Source organism: Reinekea sp. (assembly GCF_982785585.1).
In genome coordinates, this window is the sequence record NZ_CEYAVF010000008.1 from 19,296 (window position 1) to 43,495 (window position 24,200).

At 53.5% G+C, this 24,200-nt stretch carries 19 protein-coding genes; 15 read left to right on the plus strand and 4 right to left on the minus strand.

Annotated features, from left to right (window positions below):
* Positions 1 to 259 precede the first annotated feature (259 nt).
* The 3 genes from flgN to flgA all read right to left on the minus strand — a co-directional run bounded on the left by flgN (position 260) and on the right by flgA (position 2,029).
* Positions 260 to 745: a flagellar export chaperone FlgN gene (gene flgN / locus AC4FIC_RS05200; RefSeq protein WP_158524359.1), complete on the minus strand. Its 486-nt coding sequence runs from the start codon at positions 743 to 745 to the stop codon at positions 260 to 262.
* A 56-nt stretch (positions 746 to 801) separates the two neighbouring features.
* Positions 802 to 1,110 (minus strand): flagellar biosynthesis anti-sigma factor FlgM, encoded by a 309-nt coding sequence (gene flgM, locus AC4FIC_RS05205; RefSeq protein WP_100257546.1) that lies wholly within the window; start codon positions 1,108 to 1,110, stop codon positions 802 to 804.
* A gap of 103 nt (positions 1,111 to 1,213) precedes the next feature.
* A complete protein-coding gene (flgA, locus tag AC4FIC_RS05210) occupies positions 1,214 to 2,029 on the minus strand; it encodes a flagellar basal body P-ring formation chaperone FlgA (protein ID WP_100257545.1) in 816 nt (271 codons plus the stop codon).
* 68 nt (positions 2,030 to 2,097) lie between these two features.
* Between flgA and AC4FIC_RS05215 the strand changes: the two genes are divergently transcribed.
* The 13 genes from AC4FIC_RS05215 (at position 2,098) to flgL (ending at position 19,914) form a co-directional block, all read left to right on the plus strand.
* On the plus strand, positions 2,098 to 3,054 hold the full coding sequence (locus AC4FIC_RS05215; protein WP_273284041.1) for a chemotaxis protein CheV: 957 nt from the start codon (positions 2,098 to 2,100) through the stop codon (positions 3,052 to 3,054).
* A 64-nt stretch (positions 3,055 to 3,118) separates the two neighbouring features.
* The gene (locus tag AC4FIC_RS05220; RefSeq protein WP_100257543.1) at positions 3,119 to 3,943 is read left to right on the plus strand and encodes a CheR family methyltransferase; all 825 of its coding nucleotides are present in this window, start codon (positions 3,119 to 3,121) and stop codon (positions 3,941 to 3,943) included.
* A 183-nt stretch (positions 3,944 to 4,126) separates the two neighbouring features.
* On the plus strand, positions 4,127 to 4,525 hold the full coding sequence (gene flgB, locus AC4FIC_RS05225; RefSeq protein ID WP_100257542.1) for a flagellar basal body rod protein FlgB: 399 nt from the start codon (positions 4,127 to 4,129) through the stop codon (positions 4,523 to 4,525).
* A 2-nt stretch (positions 4,526 to 4,527) separates the two neighbouring features.
* A complete protein-coding gene (gene flgC, locus AC4FIC_RS05230; protein WP_100257541.1) occupies positions 4,528 to 4,983 on the plus strand; it encodes a flagellar basal body rod protein FlgC in 456 nt (151 codons plus the stop codon).
* Between the two features lie 10 nt (positions 4,984 to 4,993).
* A complete protein-coding gene (locus AC4FIC_RS05235) occupies positions 4,994 to 5,740 on the plus strand; it encodes a flagellar hook assembly protein FlgD (RefSeq protein ID WP_100257540.1) in 747 nt (248 codons plus the stop codon).
* A 106-nt stretch (positions 5,741 to 5,846) separates the two neighbouring features.
* Positions 5,847 to 10,334, plus strand: coding sequence for a flagellar hook-basal body complex protein (locus tag AC4FIC_RS05240; protein WP_100257539.1), 4,488 nt, complete (start codon positions 5,847 to 5,849; stop codon positions 10,332 to 10,334).
* Positions 10,335 to 10,619: 285 nt separating this feature from the next.
* Complete coding sequence (locus AC4FIC_RS05245) at positions 10,620 to 11,363, plus strand: flagellar basal body rod protein FlgF (RefSeq protein WP_476194409.1); 744 nt, start codon at positions 10,620 to 10,622, stop codon at positions 11,361 to 11,363.
* 36 nt (positions 11,364 to 11,399) lie between these two features.
* Positions 11,400 to 12,185, plus strand: coding sequence for a flagellar basal-body rod protein FlgG (flgG, locus tag AC4FIC_RS05250; protein WP_100257537.1), 786 nt, complete (start codon positions 11,400 to 11,402; stop codon positions 12,183 to 12,185).
* A gap of 113 nt (positions 12,186 to 12,298) precedes the next feature.
* Complete coding sequence (flgH, locus tag AC4FIC_RS05255) at positions 12,299 to 12,988, plus strand: flagellar basal body L-ring protein FlgH (RefSeq protein WP_100257536.1); 690 nt, start codon at positions 12,299 to 12,301, stop codon at positions 12,986 to 12,988.
* 386 nt (positions 12,989 to 13,374) lie between these two features.
* Positions 13,375 to 14,460: a flagellar basal body P-ring protein FlgI gene (locus tag AC4FIC_RS05260; protein ID WP_193437297.1), complete on the plus strand. Its 1,086-nt coding sequence runs from the start codon at positions 13,375 to 13,377 to the stop codon at positions 14,458 to 14,460.
* A gap of 100 nt (positions 14,461 to 14,560) precedes the next feature.
* Positions 14,561 to 15,550, plus strand: a complete 990-nt coding sequence (flgJ, locus tag AC4FIC_RS05265) for a flagellar assembly peptidoglycan hydrolase FlgJ (protein WP_100257534.1) — start codon at positions 14,561 to 14,563, stop codon at positions 15,548 to 15,550.
* A 12-nt stretch (positions 15,551 to 15,562) separates the two neighbouring features.
* Positions 15,563 to 18,619, plus strand: coding sequence for a flagellar hook-associated protein FlgK (flgK, locus tag AC4FIC_RS05270; protein WP_100257533.1), 3,057 nt, complete (start codon positions 15,563 to 15,565; stop codon positions 18,617 to 18,619).
* 38 nt (positions 18,620 to 18,657) lie between these two features.
* Positions 18,658 to 19,914: a flagellar hook-associated protein FlgL gene (gene flgL, locus AC4FIC_RS05275; protein ID WP_100257532.1), complete on the plus strand. Its 1,257-nt coding sequence runs from the start codon at positions 18,658 to 18,660 to the stop codon at positions 19,912 to 19,914.
* 9 nt (positions 19,915 to 19,923) lie between these two features.
* On the opposite strand, the gene AC4FIC_RS05280 is transcribed toward flgL, so the two are convergent.
* Positions 19,924 to 20,226: a hypothetical protein gene (locus tag AC4FIC_RS05280; protein ID WP_100257531.1), complete on the minus strand. Its 303-nt coding sequence runs from the start codon at positions 20,224 to 20,226 to the stop codon at positions 19,924 to 19,926.
* A 279-nt stretch (positions 20,227 to 20,505) separates the two neighbouring features.
* Here AC4FIC_RS05280 and AC4FIC_RS05285 point away from each other — a divergent pair, with 279 nt between their 5' ends.
* Positions 20,506 to 23,466 (plus strand): flagellin N-terminal helical domain-containing protein, encoded by a 2,961-nt coding sequence (locus AC4FIC_RS05285; protein WP_100257530.1) that lies wholly within the window; start codon positions 20,506 to 20,508, stop codon positions 23,464 to 23,466.
* A 101-nt stretch (positions 23,467 to 23,567) separates the two neighbouring features.
* Positions 23,568 to 23,981: a flagellar protein FlaG gene (locus AC4FIC_RS05290; protein WP_100257529.1), complete on the plus strand. Its 414-nt coding sequence runs from the start codon at positions 23,568 to 23,570 to the stop codon at positions 23,979 to 23,981.
* Positions 23,982 to 24,200 lie beyond the last annotated feature (219 nt).

Below are 24,200 nucleotides of genomic sequence, written 5' to 3' on the forward strand. Positions count from 1 at the left end.
CCGACGCGGGTTCTAGAAGGGCTAGAGTGGCGTCAGGCTGCTAAACGAGTGTTAATGTTTTAACAAAAATACCGGACGAAAGGAAGGCTGTTGTAGCCAAGTGAGCGGCGGACGGCGTGCTTGGGCCATCATCCTTTAGCAGGATGTTGGCCTGGGTTGTCAGGGCGTGGCCGAGTCTGATCTCAAACGACCGTGCTGGTAAGCAGCCGCGTCGCAGTGGCTAAAAGTTGCCGCCGGTGACCTGCTCATTGCCGCATCCCTAAACCTGCGCCACCCAACCTTCCATCGTGCGGCTGGTTTGTTTGCCGGGCGCAGCGTAGGTATCGGACTGGCGTCCTAAACTGCTGACCATGGCCTGTTTGATTTGATTGCGGCGCAGCAACTCTTTGAGGATGGCCTCATTGGTTTTATTCAACGCTTGATTTTTAATCAGCGTGTTCTTGAGTGCGGTCCAATGATCGAGAACAGTCTCAGCCTCAGCGATGCCAAGCCGATACAGGTAGGCGCGCAACGCTCCATAGGTGGGTTCTATTTCCGATGCCGTGCAAAATTGAAGAATTGAACTCTGCAGGCCAGCCAACTGCTTAATGAGCAGTTCTTTTTGCGGCAACAGTAGATTTACGTCCTCGCGCAGGGTCGAGGTGAGGTGTTTGCGTTCATCCATAAGCAACACCCCGAACTCTTGAGCGGTGGCATTGGTTGCGCTAAGCGTTTCTTGAAACTGAATGAGTTGTCGAGCTGCCATAATCATTGCCTTCTGTCCGGACTGCTCGGGGCAATCCGTCGGCAATGGGCAGGTTGCTAGAGTCCTGCCTCAAAGCGACTGAATGCGGCCGCGAGCTTGTCATAATCGATCTTGTACTCACCATTGGTAATCGCGCTGCGAATGCGATCAATCTTTGCCTGATCGGTATCAGGCATCTGATGGACCTTGCTGACGACAGCCTCGAGCACACGACCACGATCGGAGAGTTCAACCACGTCTTCTCTTGAAGCATGATTCGTGCCATTGCCGCTTTTTGCGACTGTGGCTTGCTCTGCAGCATCATTCTTCTGTGGCTTGTTGGTCCCCAACGCATTCGTTGAAGGTCCGTTAACATTGATAGGCATTGCATTGTCCTCTGGACTTATACTCGTATGAACTAGTTAACGGCGGCAGTATTAAAAACTTTAGCCTTATTTTGAATTCTTTTTAGTTATTGGGCTAATGACCCTATTGGCCTTGGCCAGTCTGTAGCTGAATATCGGCTTTCCGCGTCGAGACCACGCCCTTGGCAATCACCCAGGCCCGGACCGTGGTCTGGGAATTTAGGTTCTTCAGCGGAATTTGATCCCCCAAGGCACCGTCTTTAAGCGCCTTGCCGGTTGTCGTGACCACCAGGCCGCCGCTGCCTGAGCGAATTGTGACCCAATCGCCTCGGGCGACCAAGGCTGGCGCCTTGACGATGTAAGGTGTAATGACTTGGCCGGCTTGAAGAGTGCGCTGCAGCAGATAGCCCTGCAAGCCCTCTACGTTATCGAAATAGCCCAGTCGCAGGGGCCCAATGTCCATCCGGCGCAGGGTCAATTGACTGCGGTCCAATGGTTTGTTGCGCGACAGCGGTGCGGCGCTGATGACCACCTCTTTAAACACCTGAATGCCGACAGACAGATAGAGCTGCCAGCGCGGGTCCGCACAGGCCGTTTTAACCGTGTTCTGACCCGCCTTCGGATAGCCACGCCATTCAAACTCCAATGCGCCGACACAGGCTGATGTCAGCAGGCTATTGGCGGGGAATTGCACGTCGATATTAATATCGTCGCGCGCAAAATTACTCAAACTGCTGTGTACGGTGGTATCAACATAGGCCTGGATCGTCTCGATGTTACTAGCCTGAACCGGCATGCTTAGCGCCAGCGCGACCGCCAGTCCAGAGGACCAACAGAGCAGGCCAGCTCGGGCGCGCTGGGTCCAATTTGTCGCGAGTCGATAAAATCGCCGTGCCAGGGGGTTGTTGCGCCCCAATAGCCGTCTATGCTTATTTTTCATTAAGAGTCAGTTTGCTGGCGTATGACCAGGTCAATGCAATTGTCATGCCTAGCGGCAGGGAGTTCTCTATGGCAGGCGTCATGGAAAGCGTCAATCAGCGTACCCAGCTGGTGGGCCAGAATCGGTTAGAGTTGCTGCTGTTTCGCCTCGACGGTGAGCAGACCTACGGCATTAATGTTTTCAAGGTCAAGGAGGTGCTGCAGTGCCCTGTCTTAACCAGCATCCCTGGCAGCAGCCCGGTGGTCTGTGGGGTAGCGCATATTCGGGGCGGCACCATTCCTATTTTAGACTTGAGTCTGGCGACGGGTAATGCGGCGATCAAAAATCGCCAAAATCGTTTTGTGATCATCACCGAATATAATATTCGCGTGCAAGGCTTCTTGGTTCACGGTGTCGAGCGCATCGTAAATATGAATTGGGAAGATATACAGCCGCCGCCTAAGGGCACCGGCCATGATCATTTTTTGACGGCGGTGACGCAGTATCAAGGGCAATTAGTTGAAATTATCGATGTTGAAAAGATATTGGCCGAGGTGTCACCGGTACCGGAGGATGTTTCTCAAGAGTTAATTAGTCAGGGTATGGCACTGCGTGCGCCGGAACTGGAAATTATGATCGTCGATGATTCGAAAATCGCCCGCAATCAAATCGTCAAAACGCTGCAGCGCATCGGCTTTAAGGTCGTGCAATTTAATGATGGCAGGCAAGCCTATGAGCATTTGGTGGCGTTGGTTGCCGACGGTATTCATCCCGCCGATCAATACCCGATACTGGTCTCCGATATCGAAATGCCCGAGATGGATGGCTATACCCTGACCGCCGAGATTCGCGCCAATCCGCATCTTAAAGATCTGTTTGTGGTCTTGCACACCTCATTGAGCGGTGTGTTTAACAAGGCCATGGTCAGTAAGGTCGGCGCCAACGACTTCTTAGCGAAATTTCAGCCCGATATGCTCGGTCAGTTGGTGCTCGAGCGGATAACCGGGTTGGGGCTGAAATTGCCGCCCACGGAGGGCGACGTCTGATCCATATGCGGGCACCAGATTCGCTCTTGGATTGAGCGGTTACACACTAAAGGGTTGGTTTTGCATGACAGACATGACCTCAGGTTATGATGAATTCTGTAGGTTTTTAGAACAGCACAGCGGTATTTTCTTGGGTGCCAGTAAGCAATATCTGGTAGCCAGTCGGCTGCGGCGCTTGATGGCCGAGCAAGGATTGACGAGCCTGAATGAGCTGACCAACAGGCTGCAGCTGATCACCCAGGTCAGGTTAAAAGCCCAGGTCATCGATGCCATGACCACCAACGAGACCCTCTGGTTTCGGGACGATCATCCGTTTCAGGTGCTCGAGCAAAAGTTGCTCCCGGAGTTCACCGACCGACTGGCGTCAAGGCGTTTGCGGGTCTGGTCTGCGGCCTGCTCGACCGGCCAAGAGCCGTATTCAATCGCGATGATCCTGAGCGAATACCGGCAACAGAATCGATTTTTCAGCGCCGGAGCGGACATCCTTGCGACCGATATTTCGCCAACCGCCCTGGCGCAAGCCCGATCAGGCGAGTACAGCACGCTGGCCATCGGTCGCGGTCTGGATCCGGTCAAGCTAAAGAAGCACTTCACCGAGCTCGGCAGTGGGCGCTTTAAGATAGACCCGATCATTGCCGCCGATATAAATTTTCGTGCCTTAAATTTGCAAGACAGCTACGCACTCCTAGGCCGTTTCGATCTGGTGTTTTGCCGCAACGTGCTGATCTATTTCAGCGCCGATTTTAAGCGCGACATTCTCACTCGAATCCACGCCACCCTTAACCCCGGTGGATACCTTCTGGTGGGGGCCTCTGAGTCGGTCCATGGCCTGTCCGACCTATACGAAATGGTGCATTGCCGGCCCGGCATCCTGTACAAGAAAATTTAGCCTCCGGGATCAATTCTGGGTCGTTTAGCGCCAAGCCGGCACCTCCTTGCCGCTTTGCTCGGCGCCTTGCCAGGCAAAACCAGAATTTCGACCTAAGTCATTGATAATAAACAGAATATTAAGTTGGCACTGCTATTGCTATATCTCTATTAAGAATCAGAAAGCGGCAATAGGGGAAAACAGATGTCAGCACTAGGCTTTGCAAATTCATTGGGTATTCACGATAACGCCTTGCTAGTGCGTTCGGAACGGTCCTCTATTTTGGCCAATAACTTGGCCAATGCCGATACCCCGGGCTTCAAGGCGCGGGACATAGACTTTAAGGCGATACTGGGCGGTGAAGCTCAGCGCCAGAGCAGTATGGCAATTACTCGGACCAGTAACCATCATATGGCAGGCCGGCATGCTGATAGCTGGGAGAGCCTCTATCGCAGCCCGCTGCAGCCCTCCATAGACGGCAACACGGTCGATGAAAACATCGAAAACACCGAATTCACCACCAATGCCATGGCCTATAACGCCAGCTTTGAGTTCTTGAACGGTAAGTTCAAAGGCTTAACCGGCGCACTGCGAGGAGATTAATAATGAGTCTAGGTAATATATTCGATATATCCGGCTCGGGCATGAATGCCCAGTCCATTCGCCTGAATACCACGGCGAGTAACCTGGCTAACGCCCAGAGCGTTAGTTCCAGTCTAGAAGAAACCTATCGCGCGCGTAAGCCGGTGTTTCAGAGTGTCCAGGCGCAACTGATGGATCGCAGTCGGATGCCCGGAAGCCTGATGCAGGGCAGTCATAACAACACGCTCGGTAATGGTGTAAAGGTGGCGGGTATCGTCGAAAAAGACGGGCCCTTAGAAGTGCGTTACGAACCCACTCATCCGTTCGCCGACGCAGATGGCTACGTCTATTATCCGAATGTCAGTGTGGTCGAAGAGATGGCCGATATGATGAGCGCATCGCGTAGCTTTACCGTGAACGTCGAGGTCTTTAATACGGCCAAGACGATGATGCAAAAAACCTTAACCATGGGTAAGTAGAGGCAGAGATATGGCTGATATAACCGGCGTAAATAATGCTCTGAGTCAATATGACATCACTGCCAAAAACCCAACGAGCGCCAAAACGAATGAATTGGGTAAAACCGAATTCTTAGAATTGATGATTGCCCAGTTGAACAATCAAAATCCGCTCGAGCCCCAGGACGACGCGGCCTTTATTGCCGAGCTGGCCCAGTTTTCCACGGTCGAGGGCATTCAAAGCATGAGTGACGGCTTTGGCGACCTGGCCGCATCCTATAAATCGTCTCAAGCTCTGCAAGCCAGTTCATTGGTGGGCGGCGCGGTCACGGTCAGCGGCAACGATGGCAGTGACCTGCGCATTGGTGAATTGGTCTTTGGTATTACCGAGCTTGAAGCCGGCACCGAAGGCCTGCATCTGCAGATTGAAGATCAATTCGGTCAGATCGTCGAAGACGTTGAATTGGGCTATCAGCCCAGTGGCCCGATGAACTTTAAGTGGGACGGCGCCAACCTGGAAGTGAATGGCGAGTTGGCCGACATCGACTACAGCAAATTCGGTGTCGATGAAAGCGGCAATATTATTCCGCACAACGAGGGTGAGTATACCTTCAGAGTTTTAGGCGATCTGTCCGGTCTGCAGCAGAGCTTCGAAACCAATATTTCGCGCCGGGTCGAGTCTGTGACCATCCTGGCCAGTAACGATATTCAATTAAATCTGGCTGGCGGCGGCACCGCATCGCTCGATCAGATTAAACAAATAAACGCCGTCTACTGAGCATCGCTCTAAACGCTCAACGGCAACAGCATGGCAGGTTATTCCCATTGCACCGGGGAATCCTCACCCCGTTCACCGGGGCCAGCATACACAGAGGTACCGAACGATGAGTTTCAGCTCAGGATTAAGCGGCGTCGCCGCCGCCAACAAAGACTTGGCCATTACCGGCAACAACATCGCGAATGCCAGCACCACCGGCTTTAAAGGCAGTCGCGCTGAGTTCGGTGATGCCTATACCAGCTCGTTTATTGGTATGGGTCAGGACCAGGTTGGATCCGGCGTGAACGTCAGCAATGTGGGTCAGAAATTTGATCAGGGTACCCTGACACAGACCAAGTCGGTGCTCGATTTGGCCATCGATGGCAATGGCTTTTTTGTCACCAAAGCGCCTAATGGCGACACCGGGTATACCCGATCGGGTATCTTCGGGGTCGACAAGGATGGGTATGTGGTCAACAATCAGGGCTCAGTCCTGCAAGGTTTTGGTGCCGATAAGAATGTCATCGTCGGCGGTATTTTAACCGATTTGCGCATTGATGCCGGTCACCAAGCTCCACGTGGCACCCACGCCATCGATGCCCAGATTAATGTCCCAGCCGGTGCTGTTGTTTTGCAGTCGTCTGGTCTTACTACACGCACCAACGGTCTCGCCGTTGGGGTGGCCCAGGTTGGGTCGGCCGTAAATGAAGTGACCACCCTGGAGGCTATTGGTTTTCCGACCACTGCGGGCACCCCCAGTCAGATCCTAGGCGGGCCCATTGGCTTTTCAGGTGTTGCAGCCGGCACTGGGATGACATTCCCTTGGCAGCCGACGGCTGTCGAGGCCGCCTACAGCTTAGACGTCAGCATTCAAGGGCTCAATATCAATGCCGGTACAGCGGCTTTAGTAGTCAATATTAAGCCCTTTTCGGATGCTATCGTTTATGACGATGTGAACGAATTGGTTGATTCCATCAATGCCACGATCGAGGGCGACTCGGAGCTGGCTGGTAAGATTCAGGCTGTTGTCCAGCCCAGTGGCGGCATTCGTTTTGAGGCCAAAGGTACCTATGCCACCGATGGCTCAAATATTTTATCGATTAGCGACAATGTTGGCGGTCTATTATCTAGCCGTGAATATCTGAATTTCGGCCAAACCAGTATCAGTTTTATTGGCAATGCCACCCCAGGACTTAGTATCGTTAATACCGACACCCCGACCCAGCTGACCAGCAGCCGAGATGTTTTGGCTATCGACTCGACTGTCCCAGGTTTCTTGGACGGCGCGGCGGGGATTGATTTGGATATGGTCTTTAATTTAACCGTAGAGGGCCAGGCTGGTCTCAATAACGTCACCGTGCGTGTACCCTCGACTACTAATACCGTGCCCGATGCGCAAGATGGCTGGGCCAGTATCGCCGATTTTGTGGCCGATCTGAATGCAGCTATCGGGGCACCCGGCGGTGTCAGTGGCGGCTTAGGCTTTCAATATGATGCCGCCATCGATCGGCTCAGCTTTACTGCCGATGGCGCTCGCGGTCCAAACCGGACAACGATCACCACAGTGGCGGGTCTCAATAGCAGCTCAGTATCGCTTGATGATTTGGGTTTTACCGCTAAGTCAGTACTCAGCCCTAATGTAGCCTTAGGCCAAGTTCGTAATGACAGTCTTCAGGTCGTGCTCAATGGTGTGGCGACGAACGTCACGTTGGCCTCGCCGGCGACCTATCCGGACGCCAGTGCGTTAGCATCCGCGGTTAATACCGGTCTGCAGACGGCCGGATTAGATACCCAGGTACATGCCTTTGCATCAGAGGGTATGCTGAACTTTGCGCGCATCGATGCCCAAGTTGCCGGTGACACGCTCGAAGTCAACGCCCTAGCCGGCCCCGGTGGCGTTGTATCGGCTGGCGCAGAACAGTATCTGGGACTCGATAGCGGAGCGCAAATAGACGACCCTATTGAGGTTACCGCTATCGCGGGCACCAATCTGTTTGCCAATAATGGCTCGCTCGATTTAACCAGCTATGCCGGCCAAGCCACCACAATTCAAGGCAATAACACTACCGAACTAACCTTCGCAGACCTGGTGCCGGGCGATACGACCGTGTTGAGCACTGCTATAGCGCTGCCTCTGGGCAATATAGCGACCGGTGAGGCCGTTGGTGCCGTGATGGCTTTTAGCATGACCATCGGCGCTGTAACCGACACCGTGAGCCTGGCGATCCCAGCCGGCGGCTGGACGGGCGCGACAGCCACAGATGACTTTTTAACCGATCTAGAAAGCGCTATCAATACGGCGCCGAATTTTCAAGCGGGTATCGGTACCGCTGCCGTCGCGGTCAGTCGGGACGCAGCCACGGGTTTTATTAGCATCGTTTCAGACGATGCTGGCATTGGCCCGGTTGAAATTAATATAGTCGACCAAACGGCGGCGGCGGCCGTCCCCTCTACGGTTACGCCAACAACTCTGGGCTTGGCGTCTGTGTCTTCTCCTGTGCCGACCCGGATCTTGGGGGCCGCAGATGTTGCCGCCACCAATATCTTGGAGATTACCGTGGATGGCGGGGTGAGCCAATTTCTGACTATTCCTGAAAATACCTACGCCTCCAGTACCGAGCTGGTCGCAACAATTAACGACCTAATTAACGCCAATCCAACGTTGTTTGGCCAGATCCAAGCATCGCAGATAAATGATCGTTTGGTTTTTGAGCGGACCGAAATTGCGGCCTATCCTATAGATATTGCCATCACCGGCAGTACGGATGCTTTGGCCACCTTCGGCCTGACCAGTAGCACCAAGATATCCGGTGAAGAACCGATTGATCGTACTAACTCGTTTCGAGTTAATTTAACAGTACCCTTGCCCGATGCCGACAACCGGTCGGGTTCTGTTGATGTTAGTCTGACGGAAAAAATTTATTCGATGAGCCAGTTAGCCGCGTCGATTAATCGGGAGTTAGCCGCAGTACCTGAGGCCGATTATATCGGTGTCAGTGCTGTTGTTGGTCGCGATGCAGACGATAACGAAGTCCTGCAGTTTGTCGCCAGCGTATCAGGCGAAGCCTCACAGGTTTCCATCTCGAATATCCAAGCCTCGGGTGGCGATCTGGATGTTAACGCGATCCATGCCCTACTACAGTCGGACGAATTTCAATCGGATCTGCTAACCATAGGCGAGCAAGGCAACACCAACGGTTACCCGGAACAGGCGGTCCTGCTCTACGATTCGAAAAACGACATTCGCACCAATCTGACCATCCCAGAAAGCAGTCAGGCGTCTGAAATCGCGGCGCAACTGTCTGCCCTGGACGGGGTGACGGCCACGGCGGAAACCGAAGTCCGCTTACTAGCGGCCGACTATGTCAATGGCGGGGGCATGGAATTCTTTGTTAACGGACAGATTATAGTTGCCGATGACCTTCAGGGCATCGTCGACGAAATTAATTCCTACTCCGGTACCTTGCTCAACAATATCGACGCCAGCCTGGACCCTGTTACCGGCGATGCGGTCATTATGTCCAGCATTGGTATCGATATATCCATCGCGATCGAGTCACTCACTTCGACCGATGGTGTCACCATTCAAGGCGCTAGTGGCACGCCGCCCCTTACGTTGGGGCGGGTGGTCGATGGTGACACCAATGCCCGAGTGGGTGGCTCTGTTGATATTATCCTAAATGAAGGCTTTACTCTGTCCGAGCCGGTTCCTCGGGTCGCGGGTCTATTTGGCGGTCTTACGTCGTCCAGTTTTAGCGATATCGTCATCAACGCTTTCGATCCGGATGATTCGAACACCTACAATGATACCGGCTCGTTAACCGCTTATGACTCACTCGGTAACCAGCATCAGGTACAGCTCTATTATGTCAAGGATCAGGGAGATCCAGAGCAACCGTTGGCGCTGAACAGTTGGACCGTCTACGCCCAGATTGATGGTGAAAACGTCGGCGACCCCGATCCGGCCTTACCCTTTCCGGAAAACAGTGTGCCTACCTTTGCCAGTTTTACGTTGAACTTCAACGCCGATGGTACGCTGAACGAGGGCAGTGCTGGTGATTTCCTAATCTCCAACTGGGATCCGATCGACGACGCAGGCATGTCTAATGGCGCCTATTCGTCACTGAATGTTGCCGAGGGTGGTATTCAACCCATACCCGATCCTAATCTGAACTCCAACTTCACCATCTCCTTTGGTGGCACGACCCAATACGGTGGCCCTTTTGCGCGCTATAACTTTCAACAGGATGGTTACAGCAGTGGCCGATTGAAGGATCTTGAAATTGACACCGATGGCACCGTATACGCCCGTTACACCAACGGCGAGTCGGAAGCCTTGGGTCAGGTCGCGCTGGCATCGTTCGCCAATATGGAAGGACTGACCGCGGTCGGGCAGACCACCTGGCAGGAAAGTTTCGAGTCTGGCGGCCCGACCATTGGGGTGGCCGGTACCGGATTATTGGGTACGGTTCAATCGGCGACCTTGGAGGACTCCACCGTGGACCTTTCGCAGCAGTTGGTGCATCTGATTATCGCCCAGCGTAACTATCAGGCCAGCGCCAAGACCATTGAGACGACTAACGCCGTCACTCAAACCATCATCAACCTCAGGTAAGCTCGGCTCACCGCCTAACGGCGTGTCTTCGCTCGTATTGGGTCCGCCAAGACCCAGCGCGAGCGGCTAACCCGCCAGACCAAAAAGCGGCAACACTGCGTCGATGTCGGTTGCCAACGGGACAGTCCTTGCCTGAATGCCGCCTTGTTTCAGAACCGCAGCGCCTGTATCGCCCCCACCTGCACGGCCCTCTAGGCCGGACTCGTCAGACTCAAACAAATAAAAACAAACCTGGCACAGCTTTCGCTTACTAGTCTTAGATACTCAGTTTAGTGGATCAAGACCATGGATCGTGCCGTATACATCGCCATGACTGGCGCGAAAAATAATATGCTGTCGCAAGCCTCGCATTCGAACAACTTGGCCAACGCCCGCACCTTCGCCTTCAAATCGGACTTTGCCCAAGCGCGCGCTATTCCGGTCTGGGGTGAGCATCATCCATCGCGAGCCTTTGCCCTGACCGAGCGACCCGCCTCCGATTTTAACGACGGCACCCTAATCGAAACTGGCAATGACCTGGACACGGCCCTAACCGGCGATGGTTTTTTCTCGGTTATCGATGTCCAAGGCCAGGAAGCCTATTCCCGGCGTGGCGATTTTTCGGTCAGTCCGTTAGGCGAACTGATCAATGGCATCGGCCAGTCGGTGATCGGGGAGGGCGGGCCGATCGTCTTGCCGCCCTATGAAAAGGTTGAGATCGCCGGCGATGGCATTATCTCGATTCGCCCGGCCGGTGCCGGCCCGGATGAGATGATTGCCATCGACGTGTTGAAGATGGTCAACCCAGATTTGCAAAATTTAGCCAAGGGCACCGACGGTTTGTTCCGGCCCCTGGCCGGCCCGGCGATCTTGCCCGGCGACCCAGTACTGACAGTGGTCTCCGGCTTTGTTGAGGCCAGCAACGTTAATCCGGTCTCCGAGCTCACCAACATACTGGCACTGAATCGGCAATATGAGACCCAGGTCAAGATGATGAAAACGGCCGAAGATATGTCGCGTGCCGCCGAACGAATTTTACAGCTGAGCTAAGCCCAGTATGACCGAATTAGGAAGAGGATTGCCGTTATGATGAAAGCACTGTGGGTCGGTAAGACCGGCCTAGAAGCTCAGGATATTGCTTTATCCACTATCTCCAACAACATGGCCAACGCCTCGACGACCGGCTTTAAAAAAGAGCGGGCCGTGTTTGAAGATTTGATCTACCAAATTCAGCGCCAGCCGGGTGCGCAAAGTTCGCAAAACACCCAGCTACCCTCGGGTTTGCAGCTCGGTACCGGGGTGCGCACCGTGGGTACGCAAAAGGTGTTTATGCAGGGCGACCTCAATACCACCGAACAGCCGCTCGATATGGCCATCAACGGGCGTGGCTTCTTTCAGGTCATGCTGCCCGACGGCAACATTTCCTATACCCGTGACGGCACCTTCCATATTGATGCCGACGGCAATATGGTCACCGCCAACGGTTACCTAGTAGAGCCCAATATCGTTATACCCGATCAGGCCAAGACCATCACGGTCGGCACCGACGGCATCGTCACCGCAGTCTCGGCCGGCGACAACGATCCGGTCGAAATTGGCAACATCGAGGTGGTCGATTTTGTCAACCCGGCCGGCCTCCAAGCCCTGGGCAATAACCTCTTTTTAGCCACCGCCGCCAGTGGCCAGGCCGCCGCGGGCGTGCCGAGCTTGGACGGCTTCGGGGCGATCATTCAGGGTGCTCTGGAAAACTCCAACGTCACCATCGTCGAGGAGATGGTCGATATGATCTCCACGCAGCGCGCCTATGAGATGAACTCCAAGGTGGTCAGCACAGCCGATCAAATGCTTGGCTTTATTACTCAGAATTTGTAAGGTCTGGGCGCTAGCGTCAGGCGATTTTGGCAGCACATGGTGCGCCACCGCAAGGGTCAGCAGGTCGGCCCTAAGATTATTTTTATGACTGATTTTAACAGGTAGGGCAGACCATGAACCGACACATATTTATATCGATGGCTTTGGCCGCCCTGATCTTATCGGGTTGTGGCACCATGCAAATCGCTGCCTTGCCAGAGGCCCCTAAGCCCGGCGACCCAGCCTTTGCGCCGGTGCCCTCGGACTCCCTGATTCCGCCCCCGAACAGCGGCGGTTCGCTGTTTGCTGATAGCTATGGCATGAGCCTGTATGGCGATAAAAAAGCGCGCAACGTGGGCGATATTATCACCGTCACCTTGGACGAGAGTACCCAGGGTAAGAAGTCATCGGCCTCCAAGACCAGCAAAAACTCCAGCGCCAGCCTGGGCGCACCGACCATCGCCGGCATTGGCCCGATCAATCAGCTAAGCGCCTCACTCGAGGGTGACCGATCCTTCTCCGGCAAAGGCGATGCCGACCAGTCGAACTCCTTAACCGGTAATATCACCGTCACCGTGTCCGAGGTTTTGCCGAACGGCATCTTGCGCGTGCGCGGCGAGAAGTGGATTACCCTCAATACCGGCTCGGAATTCATCCGTATTCAAGGCATGCTGCGCCCCGATGACATCAATCTTGACAATACCGTGTCCAGTGAAAAGCTTGCCGATGCCCGGATTGCTTACAGCGGCGCCGGTGCCGTGGCCAGCTCCAGTAAGCAGGGTTGGCTCAGTACCCTATTGAATTCCAGTATTATGCCGTTCTAAGGCCATAGGGCAGGTTCAAAGATAGCGCCAAACGACCCGATAGGACCGTATCGGGTTTTGTAGCATCTGCAGTTTGCCCCAGTTGCCGCAATAGCGGCCAGTGGGTGAGCCCGGCAGGCATGCAAAGCGGCCGAGATCGGCTGGTGCACTCGACTAATGGCCTGCCAATCAGGCGCCAACAAGACTCCGCCGAGCGATTCCGCAGAGGTGTCCGCCCTCTAGTAAGTGCGCTGCAGCCTTATCTGGCGGGGGTTCAGCCCCCCAGCGAGGCGATGCCGATCTCATGCACAGACCTAATTGGGGACTCAATCGAAACTCAGTTCAATTCTAGGCACATTTATTGCTCTTATTATTCCATACTCCGTAATAGTAACGAGATGACCGCCATGAAGCCTTTTTTGACCCTAATGTTCTGCCTGCTCAGCACCCTAGTGTGGGCCGACCGGATCAAGGATCTGTCCTCGGTACAGGGCGTGCGCAGCAATCAGCTAGTCGGCTATGGTTTGGTGGTGGGCTTGGACGGTACCGGCGATAAGTCGCCCTTTACCAACCAGACGTTCCGGAACATGATGGAACAGTTTGGCCTGACCATTCCGGAAGGCGAGGATCCTAAGCTGAAAAACGTCGCCGCGGTTAGCGTCTACGCCACCCTGCCGGCCTTTGCCAAGCCCGGCCAAGAGATCGATATCACCGTCTCCAGTATCGGCAACTCCTCCAGCCTGCGCGGTGGCAGCCTATTGCTAACCCCGTTGCGCGGTGCCGATGGCAAGACTTATGCGGTCGCCCAAGGCAGTCTGGTGGTCAGCGGCTTTGGCGCCGATGGCGAGGACGGGTCGTCGATTCAGGTGAATATTGAGAGCACCGGCCGCATTCCCAGTGGCGCCATCGTCGAGCGTTCGGTACCCAATGCCTTTTCCGACGGCGACCACCTTACCTTTAACCTGCATCGCTCCGATTTCACCACGGCGATGCGCATGGCTGAGGTCATTAATGAGCTACTCGGTCCCGATGCGGCCTACGCGGTCGATTCCACTTCGGTGCGGGTCACGGCCCCGCGCGATGCCAATCAGCGCGTTAGCTACTTGAGCGTGCTGGAAAATCTCGAAGTGAGCCCGGGTGAGGAGTCCGCCAAGGTCATTATCAATAGTCGGACCGGTACCATAGTGGTCGGCCAGCACGTGATGATCGAGCCGGTCGCGATCACCCACGGCAATCTAACGGTCACCATTGCCAACAGTTTGGCGGCGAGCCAGCCCAATGGATTGGCAGAAGGCGAGACCGTGGTCGTGCCAGCGACCGATGTGGCCGTGGATCAGGAGCTAAAGCCGATGTTTTTGTTCGGCCCAACGGTCACCCTGAACGATCTGGTCAATGCGGTGAATGCCGTCGGTGCTGCGCCGGGCGATCTGATGGCTATTCTCGAGGCGCTTAAGTCAGCCGGGGCCCTGAAGGCGGAGCTGATCGTTATTTAAGCTATGCAGGTCAATAAGGCCAACTTGGCACAATCCTTGATATAGATATGATAGCGCCGGTTTTGTTTCGCAAACCGGCAACACCTAGCCGGAGAAGCAGATGACTCAACAACTCGATGCCGCTTTTAACTACAACGATCTCAATGGCTTAAACGCCTTGAAGCAGGGTGCGCGTAAAGACGACCCTGAGGCGTTGAAGGCAGTAGCTCAACAGTTTGAGTCGATGTTCCTTGGCCTAATTATGAAGAGTATGCGCGACGCCACCGATGTCTTGGCATCGGATCTGGAAAACAGTTATCAAACCAAATTTTATCGCGATATGTCCGATCAACAGTTGTCGTTGTCGATGTCGCAGAGCGGGGGCTTCGGTCTGGCCGACGTGCTCTATGAGCAGATCAGCAAGGCACAACACCCGGTGGTCGAGGATATCTACAATGTTGATGTCAAAACTCTCGACCACTCTAATCGACCGATTCTTGAGCGCCTGCCAACCACGGCGCCGCGCGCTGCCCGAAGCGTGGCAAATGAGCCGTCACTCGCCACGATCTCGGTCGTCAGTTCTGTCCTGGCCGCCAATGAGCCGCAAGAACTGGGTGAGCCGCGCTTAAACGGCAAGTCCGCCCTGTTTGACTCGCCCGAGGCCTTTATCGCCAACCTGATGCCGCACGCCGAAAAGGCCGCCCAAAAGATCGGTTTAGACCCGCACATCTTGGTCGCCCAGGCCGCCTTGGAAACCGGTTGGGGCAAACATGTGATTGCCGATGGCGATGGCCAGTCCTCGCACAACCTATTTGGCATCAAGGCCGATCAGCGCTGGCAGGGCGAAACCGCCTCCACCACGACCCATGAATTTATCGACGGTCGGCAGATAACTATCAAAGCGCCTTTTCGCGCTTATCCGTCGATCGAAGACTCGTTCGACGATTATGTTCAGTTTGTCCAAGACTCGCCGCGTTATCAGGCCGCCTTGGCCGCCGATACCGGTGATGACTACCTGCAGGCTCTGCAAGATGCCGGTTACGCCACCGATCCCCAGTACGCCGAGAAAATCAGTCGCATCGCTAACAGCGACTGGTTTGCTAAGGCCTAAGGTAAAACGCTCATGAGTATGTTATCGACAGCTATTTCCGGATTATTGGTGCAACAAGAAGCGCTGAAAACCACCGGTCATAACATCAGCAACGTCAGCACGCCGGGCTATTCGCGTCAGGAAGTGGTGGTGGAAAGTCGTAACCCGCTATTCCGTGGCTTTGGCTATGTCGGCCAGGGCGCCGAGGTGTCTACCGTACGCCGTGTGCACGACCAATTTCTTACCAATCAACTGCGCGCTGACACCAGTAGCTTTCAGGGCTCGCAAGTCTATCGAGATGGGATTGAACAGGTCGATCGGCTGTTGGCGGATAATTCTACCGGGCTGCAACCCCAGATGGATCGCTATTTCGCCGCCCTTCAAGGTGCCGCAGACAACCCAAGCTACATCCCCTCTCGTGATGTAGTGCTGGGTGAGGCCAAGGGTTTGAGTGAACGCTTTGCAACCCTGTCGCACTATCTGAACACGCAGAATGAAAATTTGAATGGCCAATTACAAGTAGCTACCAGTCAAGTCAATACTATCAGCCAAGGTATTGCCGGTCTCAATGAAGAGATTGCCAATACCCGGGGCTCGGCGACGTCTGAGCCGCCCAACGATCTATTCGACAGGCGCGATGAGCTGGTCCGTCAACTATCCGAATTAGTTAATGTCGACGTGCTCGATGTTGACGGTGCCTTTAATATTAGCGTTGGAATGGGCCTGTCCCTGGTGGACGGCACCAGTGCCAACAGGCTCGAAACGGTGCCGGGTGAGAAGGACCCTAAACGCTATAGTATTCGTTTTGAAAGTAAGGTAAGCAGCTTCGATGTCACCGAGAAAATCAGTGGTGGTAAGATCGGTGGTTTAGTGGATTTCCGGGGGGAGGCCTTAGACAAGGCGATCAACTCTCTAGGTATTATCGCCGTGGCATTCGCTCAAGAAACCAATGCACAACAACAGTTGGGTATTGATCTGGACGGCCAGTTGGGCACCAATTTTTTTCAAGACATGAACGATCCTTTGTTGGCTTCAGAGCGGGTTCATGCCCATAGCTCTAACAGCCTACCGAACGATAGGTTGTTCAATGTTTACTTTACCGACTCTGGCGCCCTCACGACCAGCGAATACCAGCTCGCTTTGCCGGGGCCGGGCAGTGCCCGCTTCCAAGTGACACGCCTCGATGACGGTAAGGTGGTCTCGGAGGGGGCTCTGGTCGGGTCGTTCCCGCAGACCCTATCGTTTGACGGTTTAGACGTGGTACTGGAAGGCGGAACCTTTCAGCAGGGCGACGCCTTTACCATTGCGCCGCTGCGCTCTGCCGCACAAAATATGGACATCCTGCTGAAGGAGCCTGGTCAACTAGCTCTAGCCTTCCCCATTAAGGCCGAAACCAGTTTAAGCAATATGGGCAGTGGCTTTATCGACCAGGGAACCATGCTGAGCCGGGAGTCGGCCGCCTTTGCCAGCGACAGCGAATTGAACCCGCCGCTGGTGATCAAGTTCCTCAGCCCAACCCGTTACTCAATTTTTGACAATAGTGATCCTGGCAATCCGGTGTCCTTGAACCCGCCGCAAGAAAATATGGAATTTATTCCCGGCATTGCCAATACCCTCTTTACCAGTGACACCGCTGAAACCGCGCTGAGCAGTTGGCGTGCCCGGCCATCGTCGATTCCGGCCATTGGTATGGATGGGCCGTCTGTTGAACCTATCCCCAATGGCATCAATCCGGAGCGGTTCAGTTTTTATCAAACCGACCCGATCACGGGCAAGGAAACCCAGGTGCCGACCATCTCAACCCTTGCCTCGGCCAGTGCCAATGAAATTGTGACCCAGTTGAATCGGGTTAAGGGTGTCTCTGCGCGAGCCTATACCGAGGTGCAACTGACCAATTTTACCAATTCCGGGACCACATACAGCCCCGACATGCCTTTCGAGGTGTGGGTAGATGGCCATGAGGTTACTCAACTTGTCAGCAGTGCCAACCAAACAACATACCTGGACGGTTTTCCAGAGATCGTACCGGAAGACATGAATGCCAATTTCTTGGCCGACCGCATTAACAATCATGTTGATCTCATAAATCGGGGTGTGTCCGCCAAGAGTGATGGTGTGACCCTGACCATCATGGATGAAAACGGCAACGATATTTTATTGGAAATACGCGGTGACAAGGCACAATCGGTGATTTCCGGCGTACCGAGTTTACCCGGTAGCTTAGCAAACAACGCGGTGATCGATCCAGGCGACAGCATGTTGATTTCCAGCGGTGAGCGCTGGCCGTTTAGCGCGGTCAGTGGCGATACCCTAGGTCTGTTGAACAATGAAACCGGGTATAATTTTGAGCTCAACGGGCCCTATGTCTATCAGATGTATCTGCCTGACGGGCGCACCGGCACGGTTGATCTAACCGACAACTACACCGACTCCGATAGCCTAAAGGCGGATATTGAAACTCAGCTGAATCAGTTACTAAACAGTACTGGCCAGACCAAGGTGTTTATTACCGAAACGGGCACTATTGAATATCAGGTCTATAACTTGATGAACGGTCAGGGTAACCAAAACACTTCGCGTATGAACATCGGCGGCCAGGTGGACGTTGTTATGCAAGGGGGCACCCGCCTGATCACCGACCCCTTGGCAGGCAGTATTTTCAGCGGCCTGCCAGACGCCCAATCGACCTATATGGGTTATCAGTTTGAACTCGGTGGGCGGCCCGTAAGCGGTGATGAATTTATTATCAGATGGAACGACGATGGCGCATCCGATAACCGCAATGCGCTGCAATTGGTTGGTCTGGAAACCAAAGAGACAATGAGTATGAGTGATGGTGGCAACACCTTTACCGAAAGCTATAGCCAAACGGTGGCTAAAATAGCTACCCTAACCAGCCAGGCGCAAATACGTTCGGATACGGATCGGGCCGTATTAGAAGGCTCTCAAGCGGAAATTAGCAATGTGCAGGGGGTCAATCTCGACGAAGAGGCCGCCCGCCTGATCGAGTTTCAAGCCGCTTACAATGCCAATGCCAAGGTTATTTCCATTGCGCAGGAACTGTTCGATTCGCTCTTGGCTGCTGTATAGCATGGCTTGCCGCCTTTTTAAGATTGGGAGAAACTAGCATGGCCGATCGAATTTCAAGTTATTGGGTATTCAACCGCCCGGTAAACGACATGATGCGACTGCAAAGCAGTCTCAATCGTACGCAGGAACAGATAAGTTCCGGCCAGGGCATCTTGTCGCCGTCCGACGACCCAGTTGGTGCGGCCCGAGTCATGCAACTCGACCAGGAAATCGCTTTGGTGAGCCAATATGAGCGCAATATCACTCTGGTCACGGCTCGATTAGAGCAAGAGGAAGGTGTCTTGGCTGGCGTAACGTCCTCAATTCAGCGCATTCGAGAGTTAACCGTTCAGGCCGGTAACGCCGCCCTCTATTCCGATTCGGATCGGATCGCCATCGCCCAAGAAGTCAATTCGCGCGTGCAGGAGCTTTTTAATCTTACCAACAGTAAGGATGGCAGTGGCGAGTATCTGTTCTCTGGATTCGCCGGTGATAAGCAGAGTTTTGTTCAAAATCCCGGCGGTGGCTACCTCTACCAAGGCGACGAGGGCGTGCGCTATGTCCAGGTCAGTCGCAATTCTACGGTAGCGGCCAGTGACACCGGCAAGGACGCTTTTCTCGACATTCCCGCCAATGTACCGTCCTTTTACAGTTATGGAAACAGCCAAAATACTGGCCAGCCGCCGGGCGTGATTTCCCAAGGTATCACCGTTAATCAAGCGCAGTTGACGGATTTTTTCCCGGAAAATGCCGTGATCACCTTCGGCAATGAACTCGATATGGTGCCGCCGGGACCGAACATCACGGTGCGCAATAAATCCGACGGGCGCGTCATAGAAGGGATCGAGCAACGCGCCTATAAGAGTGGCGACTCGATCACCTTCGCCGGGATGAACGTGAGTATCAGTGGCAACCCAGCACCGGGCGACAAGTTTTTGGTCGACACCTCCGAGAAGCAGGGCCTATTGGTCACGGTGGAGAAACTGGCCTACGCCTTGGAGAATTTTAGCACCGCATCGGAATTCACGGCAGTTTACGATGAAGCCATCTTTAACAGTCTGGAAAATCTCGACGCGGCATTAGAAAATGTGTCTCAAGTACGTACACGTATTGGTGCTCGGATTAATACCACCGACAATATTGCCAATCAACATGCCGACAACAAGCTGGCGGCCCAAGATATTCGCTCGAGCATTGGTGATCTCGACTATGCAGAGGCCGTGAGTCGTTTGCAGATGGAAGAGTTTATTCTCAAGGCGGCACAGCAGACCTTTGCCACCGTCACTAAGATGAGTTTGTTCGACTTTATCCGTTAATGCTAGCCTTTAGTTGGCCTGGTCTTTGAATTTTTTGACTTGAGCCGACTGCAAAAAACTGGGGTCGCCCTGCTTGAGTTGTGCAACTAAATCCTGCTGGTGAGCCTCAAACAAGTGTTTGTTTTGCTGCAGAGAGCTTTGCCACTTGGCCATCATCTGCGCCAATGCCTGCTCTTCTTGTGCCGATCGTTCAGAGCTATCGGCCAGATGGGTGGTAAGCAAGCTCTGCCATTGGGCTAAGGCGTTGGGCAATTGGTTGGGCAACAGCCAGAGTGTATCGAACAGGGAATCGAGTTGTTTTAATGACAGCACAGGTTGGTCCTAGACGGTTTTGTTCCAGTGTATTCTTTTTTCAACCCATTTGGCAGATCTGCCACCTCAGCTTATGGATCTCGCCTCGTCCCACCAAGCCACCCCATTCGTGCCCAGTATCAGTAGGACTCATTCCTTCTTATAACCAAAAAAAAATTCTTTAGTCTATATTGATATAAAAGAATATCACTGGCCCGCCGTTACATAAGACATGAATGAGAAACATCGCTAAACCAGATCGCAATAGGGCGGTAGGGGGAAAAGCGAAGGAGATTTAAAATGCCACAAATTATTAACAGCAACATCGCATCGCTAACGGCGCAACGTCACCTGAACTCGTCTCAGAACGCGAACTCTACCGCCCTGGAACGTTTGTCATCCGGCCTGCGCATCAACGCTGCAAAGGACGATGCCGCCGGTCTGGCGATTTCCACCAAATTCGAATCGCAGATCAAGGGCTTAAATGTTGCCATCCGCAACGCGGGCGACGGTGTGTCTTTAACCCAAACTGCGGAAGGTGCACTCGGCACCATGACCGAAAATTTACAGCGTATGCGCGAATTGGCGGTCCAATCGTCTAACTCCACCAACTCTGATTCGGACCGGGTGGCACTGCAGGCTGAAGTTGCCCAGTTGATGTTGGAAGTAAAGCGGACCTCTGAAGAAACCAACTTCAACGGTCGTAACCTGTTAGATGGCTCATTTGACGGTACTTTCCAGATTGGGTCTAACGCCGGTAACACTGTTGGAATCGAAATTGCAGAGTTAACTATTGATCGGTTGGGCGCCAGCGCTCAGTCTGGTGTCAGTTCTATCGGCACTGATGCCGCTCTGGCGAATGGAGACTTGACCATTAATGGTGTTGCTATAAGCGGGTCAAAAAGTGGCGACGATCCGGCATCCTTTCAAGATGGTGATAGATCGGCAATTGCAAAAGCAGCTGCTATAAATGCCAAGTCTGATGAAACAGGTGTTAGGGCAGAGACCAGTAACAATGTCTCGACTGGTAGCGAAATGGTGGGTTTGGCTGGTGGTGTCACTACTTTCTTGCTCAACGGAGTTAGTCTTAATGCCACTACGTCATTAGACACGGCCGCAACCCGAGCGTCGATTACGGATACAATCAATAATGTCTCGACACAAACCGGAGTGACTGCAATTAATACTGGTAGCGACGCTGATGGTATCGAGCTGACCGCTTCGGACGGTCGGAATATAACTCTGTCATTCGACACTGGTGCTGCTGGTGCCAACTTAACTAATGCTAACTTTGCCTCGGCGACGGGCCTGATGGGCGGTCAGGTGGTGGACGCCACGACCGCTACTCTGTTTAGCAATACCGTTGAGGGCGGCTTCACGCTTATTGCCGATGGCGATACAAAGGAAATGGTTGTCGGCGGTGGCAACGGCACTGGACAGGGCAATATTGAAAATAGTGGTTTAGTTGCAGGAACCTATGCAAGAGCTATGGCAAGTTCAGTGTCAGATAGCGAATTTGAATCAACTAGTGGCACATTAATGGGTCTAGATGGCTCTTCTATTAATACTATTGGGGCGACCACCACCCTTGACATTGCTGGTGCAGTGGACATGACAGTTGTCCAAGGTACCACTAGTTTCTATGCCCAAAATACAGCAGGCAGTCCGCTTGGAGTTATTGCCACTGCATTAGCGGCAAGTGGTGCGGCGGTAAGCGCATGGGAAGATGTAAATTATACATACGATCATGTTTCAGGGGCTGTCGGCGGCACGATAGGATTCACCGCTGGCGGTGCTACCGTAATAGCCACCCTTGAGGCCGGGGATGGAAACGCAGAGCTCGCCCAAAAATTTAATGCTATTGCCGATGGTGGTTCGGGCTTGGAGATAAATGCCTCATTTAATGCGGTAACCGGTCTAATTGATATGAATATTAGAAACTATAGTAACACTGAGTTTTCAATGGTTTCTGACGCCATAGGTACAACTTATGACATAGCCACCACCAATATTGCAGTCGCGGGGGCTACCAACGTCGCACAAGTGATATCTGGCGATTTGGCTTGGGAATCCACCAATGGTGTTGATCTTACTGTCTCTCTAACAGATATCGCCGCCGGCGCGGATTTGCTTGCAGTCGGTCCGGTGATGACTACAACAGGCGGAACTGTAAATGGCCTTGATGCTGGTGACCTTGAAATAAACGGTGTGTCGATTGGTGCTGCGATACCAAGCACAGACAACGCCAGCGCAACCACTACGTCTACTGGAACCAGCATTATCTCTTCTTCAAAAGAGCGTAGCGGGATTGCAGTCGCCGCAGCAATTAATTTGGCCAGCGATGCCACGGGCGTAACAGCGACTGCGCAGCCAACAGTTCTCCATGGTGGCGATGGGACGAATGTCGACGCAACTGTATACGCAGTCAATGATACTGCTGGCTTGTTCCTTAACGGTGTCAGCTTGGGAACGGTAACACTGCAGGATGATGGCACAACAGCTGTCGACACTGACAAAGCCAGATTAGATGCTTTGACTATGATCAACGGTGCTTCAGGGCAAACCGGTGTGACGGCGACTGACAATGGCACGTCTCTTAGTTTGACGGCAGCAGATGGCCGGAATATATCGTTAGCGATAAACAACCCTAATACCCAAAACCCAGCCGTTAGTACCACCCTTCAGAAAGGTTCAAGCATTGGGGCGCTTATGGGATTGGACATGGCAGTGGACGGCATCGGCGAAGGTAACTTTACCGACTATGCGATTACTACAGGTGCCGTTGCACTTAACGGTACGGCCGAAGCTTATTTCTATGAGACTACATACTCCGGGGTTAAACTAGCTTCCGCATCGGCTATTACTATTTCTGCAGGCTCAAACGGTGCTGATGAAGTTGCTGCCCTAGGAATGACCGTCGGGATATACGGCAACGGAAGCGATGGTACGTTCTTGAAGGATGTTGATATTTCAACCTTTGAAGGCGCCCAGGCTGCGATAACAGCGCTCGACAATGCCCTGGATAGCATCTCTGCTCAACGGTCCGAACTCGGTGCCATGCAAAACCGATTTGAGTCGACGAGCACAAACCTGCAGGTGAACTCTGAAAACCTGTCGGCGGCTAACTCGCAAATTCGGGATGCGGATTTCGCAACCGAAACCGCCGAGTTGTCTCGTACCCAAGTATTGCAGCAGGCGGGTATCTCAATCCTTGCCCAAGCGAATCAACGACCACAGCAAGTGTTATCGCTGCTCGGTTAATAGGTAGGTCCGGTGACGCCCGCCGCGAGGCGGCCCAGCCGGATGCTAGCCCCCATTATTCTTCTAATGGTGGGGTAATCGATTAGAGTTTCGAGGTTTTTATGAATGAAATTAACCTACAATCCATGCAGACAGCGAAGAATATCGCGCCGAGCCAGAAAGTAGAAGTCAAGAGCAACACACCCAGAGATGCGGTGTTAACCGATGTCCGCCAGGCTGACATGCAGCAGGCCAAGAAAGCCAAAGACGGCCAGGCTGACAAGTCAAGCGACCAGAAAGCCCAGGTCCAAAAGGACGAAGTGATCAAGGCTGTCGCGCAACTCAATAGTTATGTTCAGGGTGCGGAACGAACCCTTGAGTTTCAGGTAGACGACGATTCCGGTCAAACGGTGGTGCGCGTGTACGACAAGGTCTCTGAAGAATTGATCCGTCAATTCCCAAATGAAGAAGCCTTAACGTTGGCCCAACGATTGAATCAAGACGAACCGTTGCTGCTGTTTAGCGCGCAAGTCTAGCCGTCTTAGGTCCTGTTAAAAAACCCATCTTGGTGGGTTTTTTTTTGCCTGTGACAAAACCGATTCCCCGAGGTGCGCTGTCTGGAGGGCGAGCCTCGGCGGTGGCCATGCACATGGCGACCGTGACGATACCTATCGCGCTGGTCGGGCTATCGATGCCACGACCCCGCACGCGCTTTTTAGGCCCCTAAACTAAAGTTTTCAACAAAGCCGCCGATA

Excerpts from the sequence above, each read along its gene's own strand:
- AC4FIC_RS05290 (WP_100257529.1), top strand. The coding sequence starts at position 23,568 with ATGAATGAAATTAACCTACAATCCATGCAGACAGCGAAGAATATCGCG.
- flgM (WP_100257546.1), bottom strand. The coding sequence starts at position 1,110 with ATGCCTATCAATGTTAACGGACCTTCAACGAATGCGTTGGGGACCAAC.
- AC4FIC_RS05215 (WP_273284041.1), top strand. The coding sequence starts at position 2,098 with ATGGCAGGCGTCATGGAAAGCGTCAATCAGCGTACCCAGCTGGTGGGC.
- flgC (WP_100257541.1), top strand. The coding sequence starts at position 4,528 with ATGAGTCTAGGTAATATATTCGATATATCCGGCTCGGGCATGAATGCC.
- flgN (WP_158524359.1), bottom strand. The coding sequence starts at position 745 with ATGGCAGCTCGACAACTCATTCAGTTTCAAGAAACGCTTAGCGCAACC.
- AC4FIC_RS05260 (WP_193437297.1), top strand. The coding sequence starts at position 13,375 with ATGAAGCCTTTTTTGACCCTAATGTTCTGCCTGCTCAGCACCCTAGTG.
- AC4FIC_RS05235 (WP_100257540.1), top strand. The coding sequence starts at position 4,994 with ATGGCTGATATAACCGGCGTAAATAATGCTCTGAGTCAATATGACATC.
- flgK (WP_100257533.1), top strand. The coding sequence starts at position 15,563 with ATGAGTATGTTATCGACAGCTATTTCCGGATTATTGGTGCAACAAGAA.
- AC4FIC_RS05220 (WP_100257543.1), top strand. The coding sequence starts at position 3,119 with ATGACAGACATGACCTCAGGTTATGATGAATTCTGTAGGTTTTTAGAA.
- AC4FIC_RS05285 (WP_100257530.1), top strand. The coding sequence starts at position 20,506 with ATGCCACAAATTATTAACAGCAACATCGCATCGCTAACGGCGCAACGT.
- flgJ (WP_100257534.1), top strand. The coding sequence starts at position 14,561 with ATGACTCAACAACTCGATGCCGCTTTTAACTACAACGATCTCAATGGC.
- flgA (WP_100257545.1), bottom strand. The coding sequence starts at position 2,029 with ATGAAAAATAAGCATAGACGGCTATTGGGGCGCAACAACCCCCTGGCA.
- AC4FIC_RS05240 (WP_100257539.1), top strand. The coding sequence starts at position 5,847 with ATGAGTTTCAGCTCAGGATTAAGCGGCGTCGCCGCCGCCAACAAAGAC.
- flgH (WP_100257536.1), top strand. The coding sequence starts at position 12,299 with ATGAACCGACACATATTTATATCGATGGCTTTGGCCGCCCTGATCTTA.
- flgB (WP_100257542.1), top strand. The coding sequence starts at position 4,127 with ATGTCAGCACTAGGCTTTGCAAATTCATTGGGTATTCACGATAACGCC.
- AC4FIC_RS05245 (WP_476194409.1), top strand. The coding sequence starts at position 10,620 with ATGGATCGTGCCGTATACATCGCCATGACTGGCGCGAAAAATAATATG.
- flgG (WP_100257537.1), top strand. The coding sequence starts at position 11,400 with ATGATGAAAGCACTGTGGGTCGGTAAGACCGGCCTAGAAGCTCAGGAT.
- flgL (WP_100257532.1), top strand. The coding sequence starts at position 18,658 with ATGGCCGATCGAATTTCAAGTTATTGGGTATTCAACCGCCCGGTAAAC.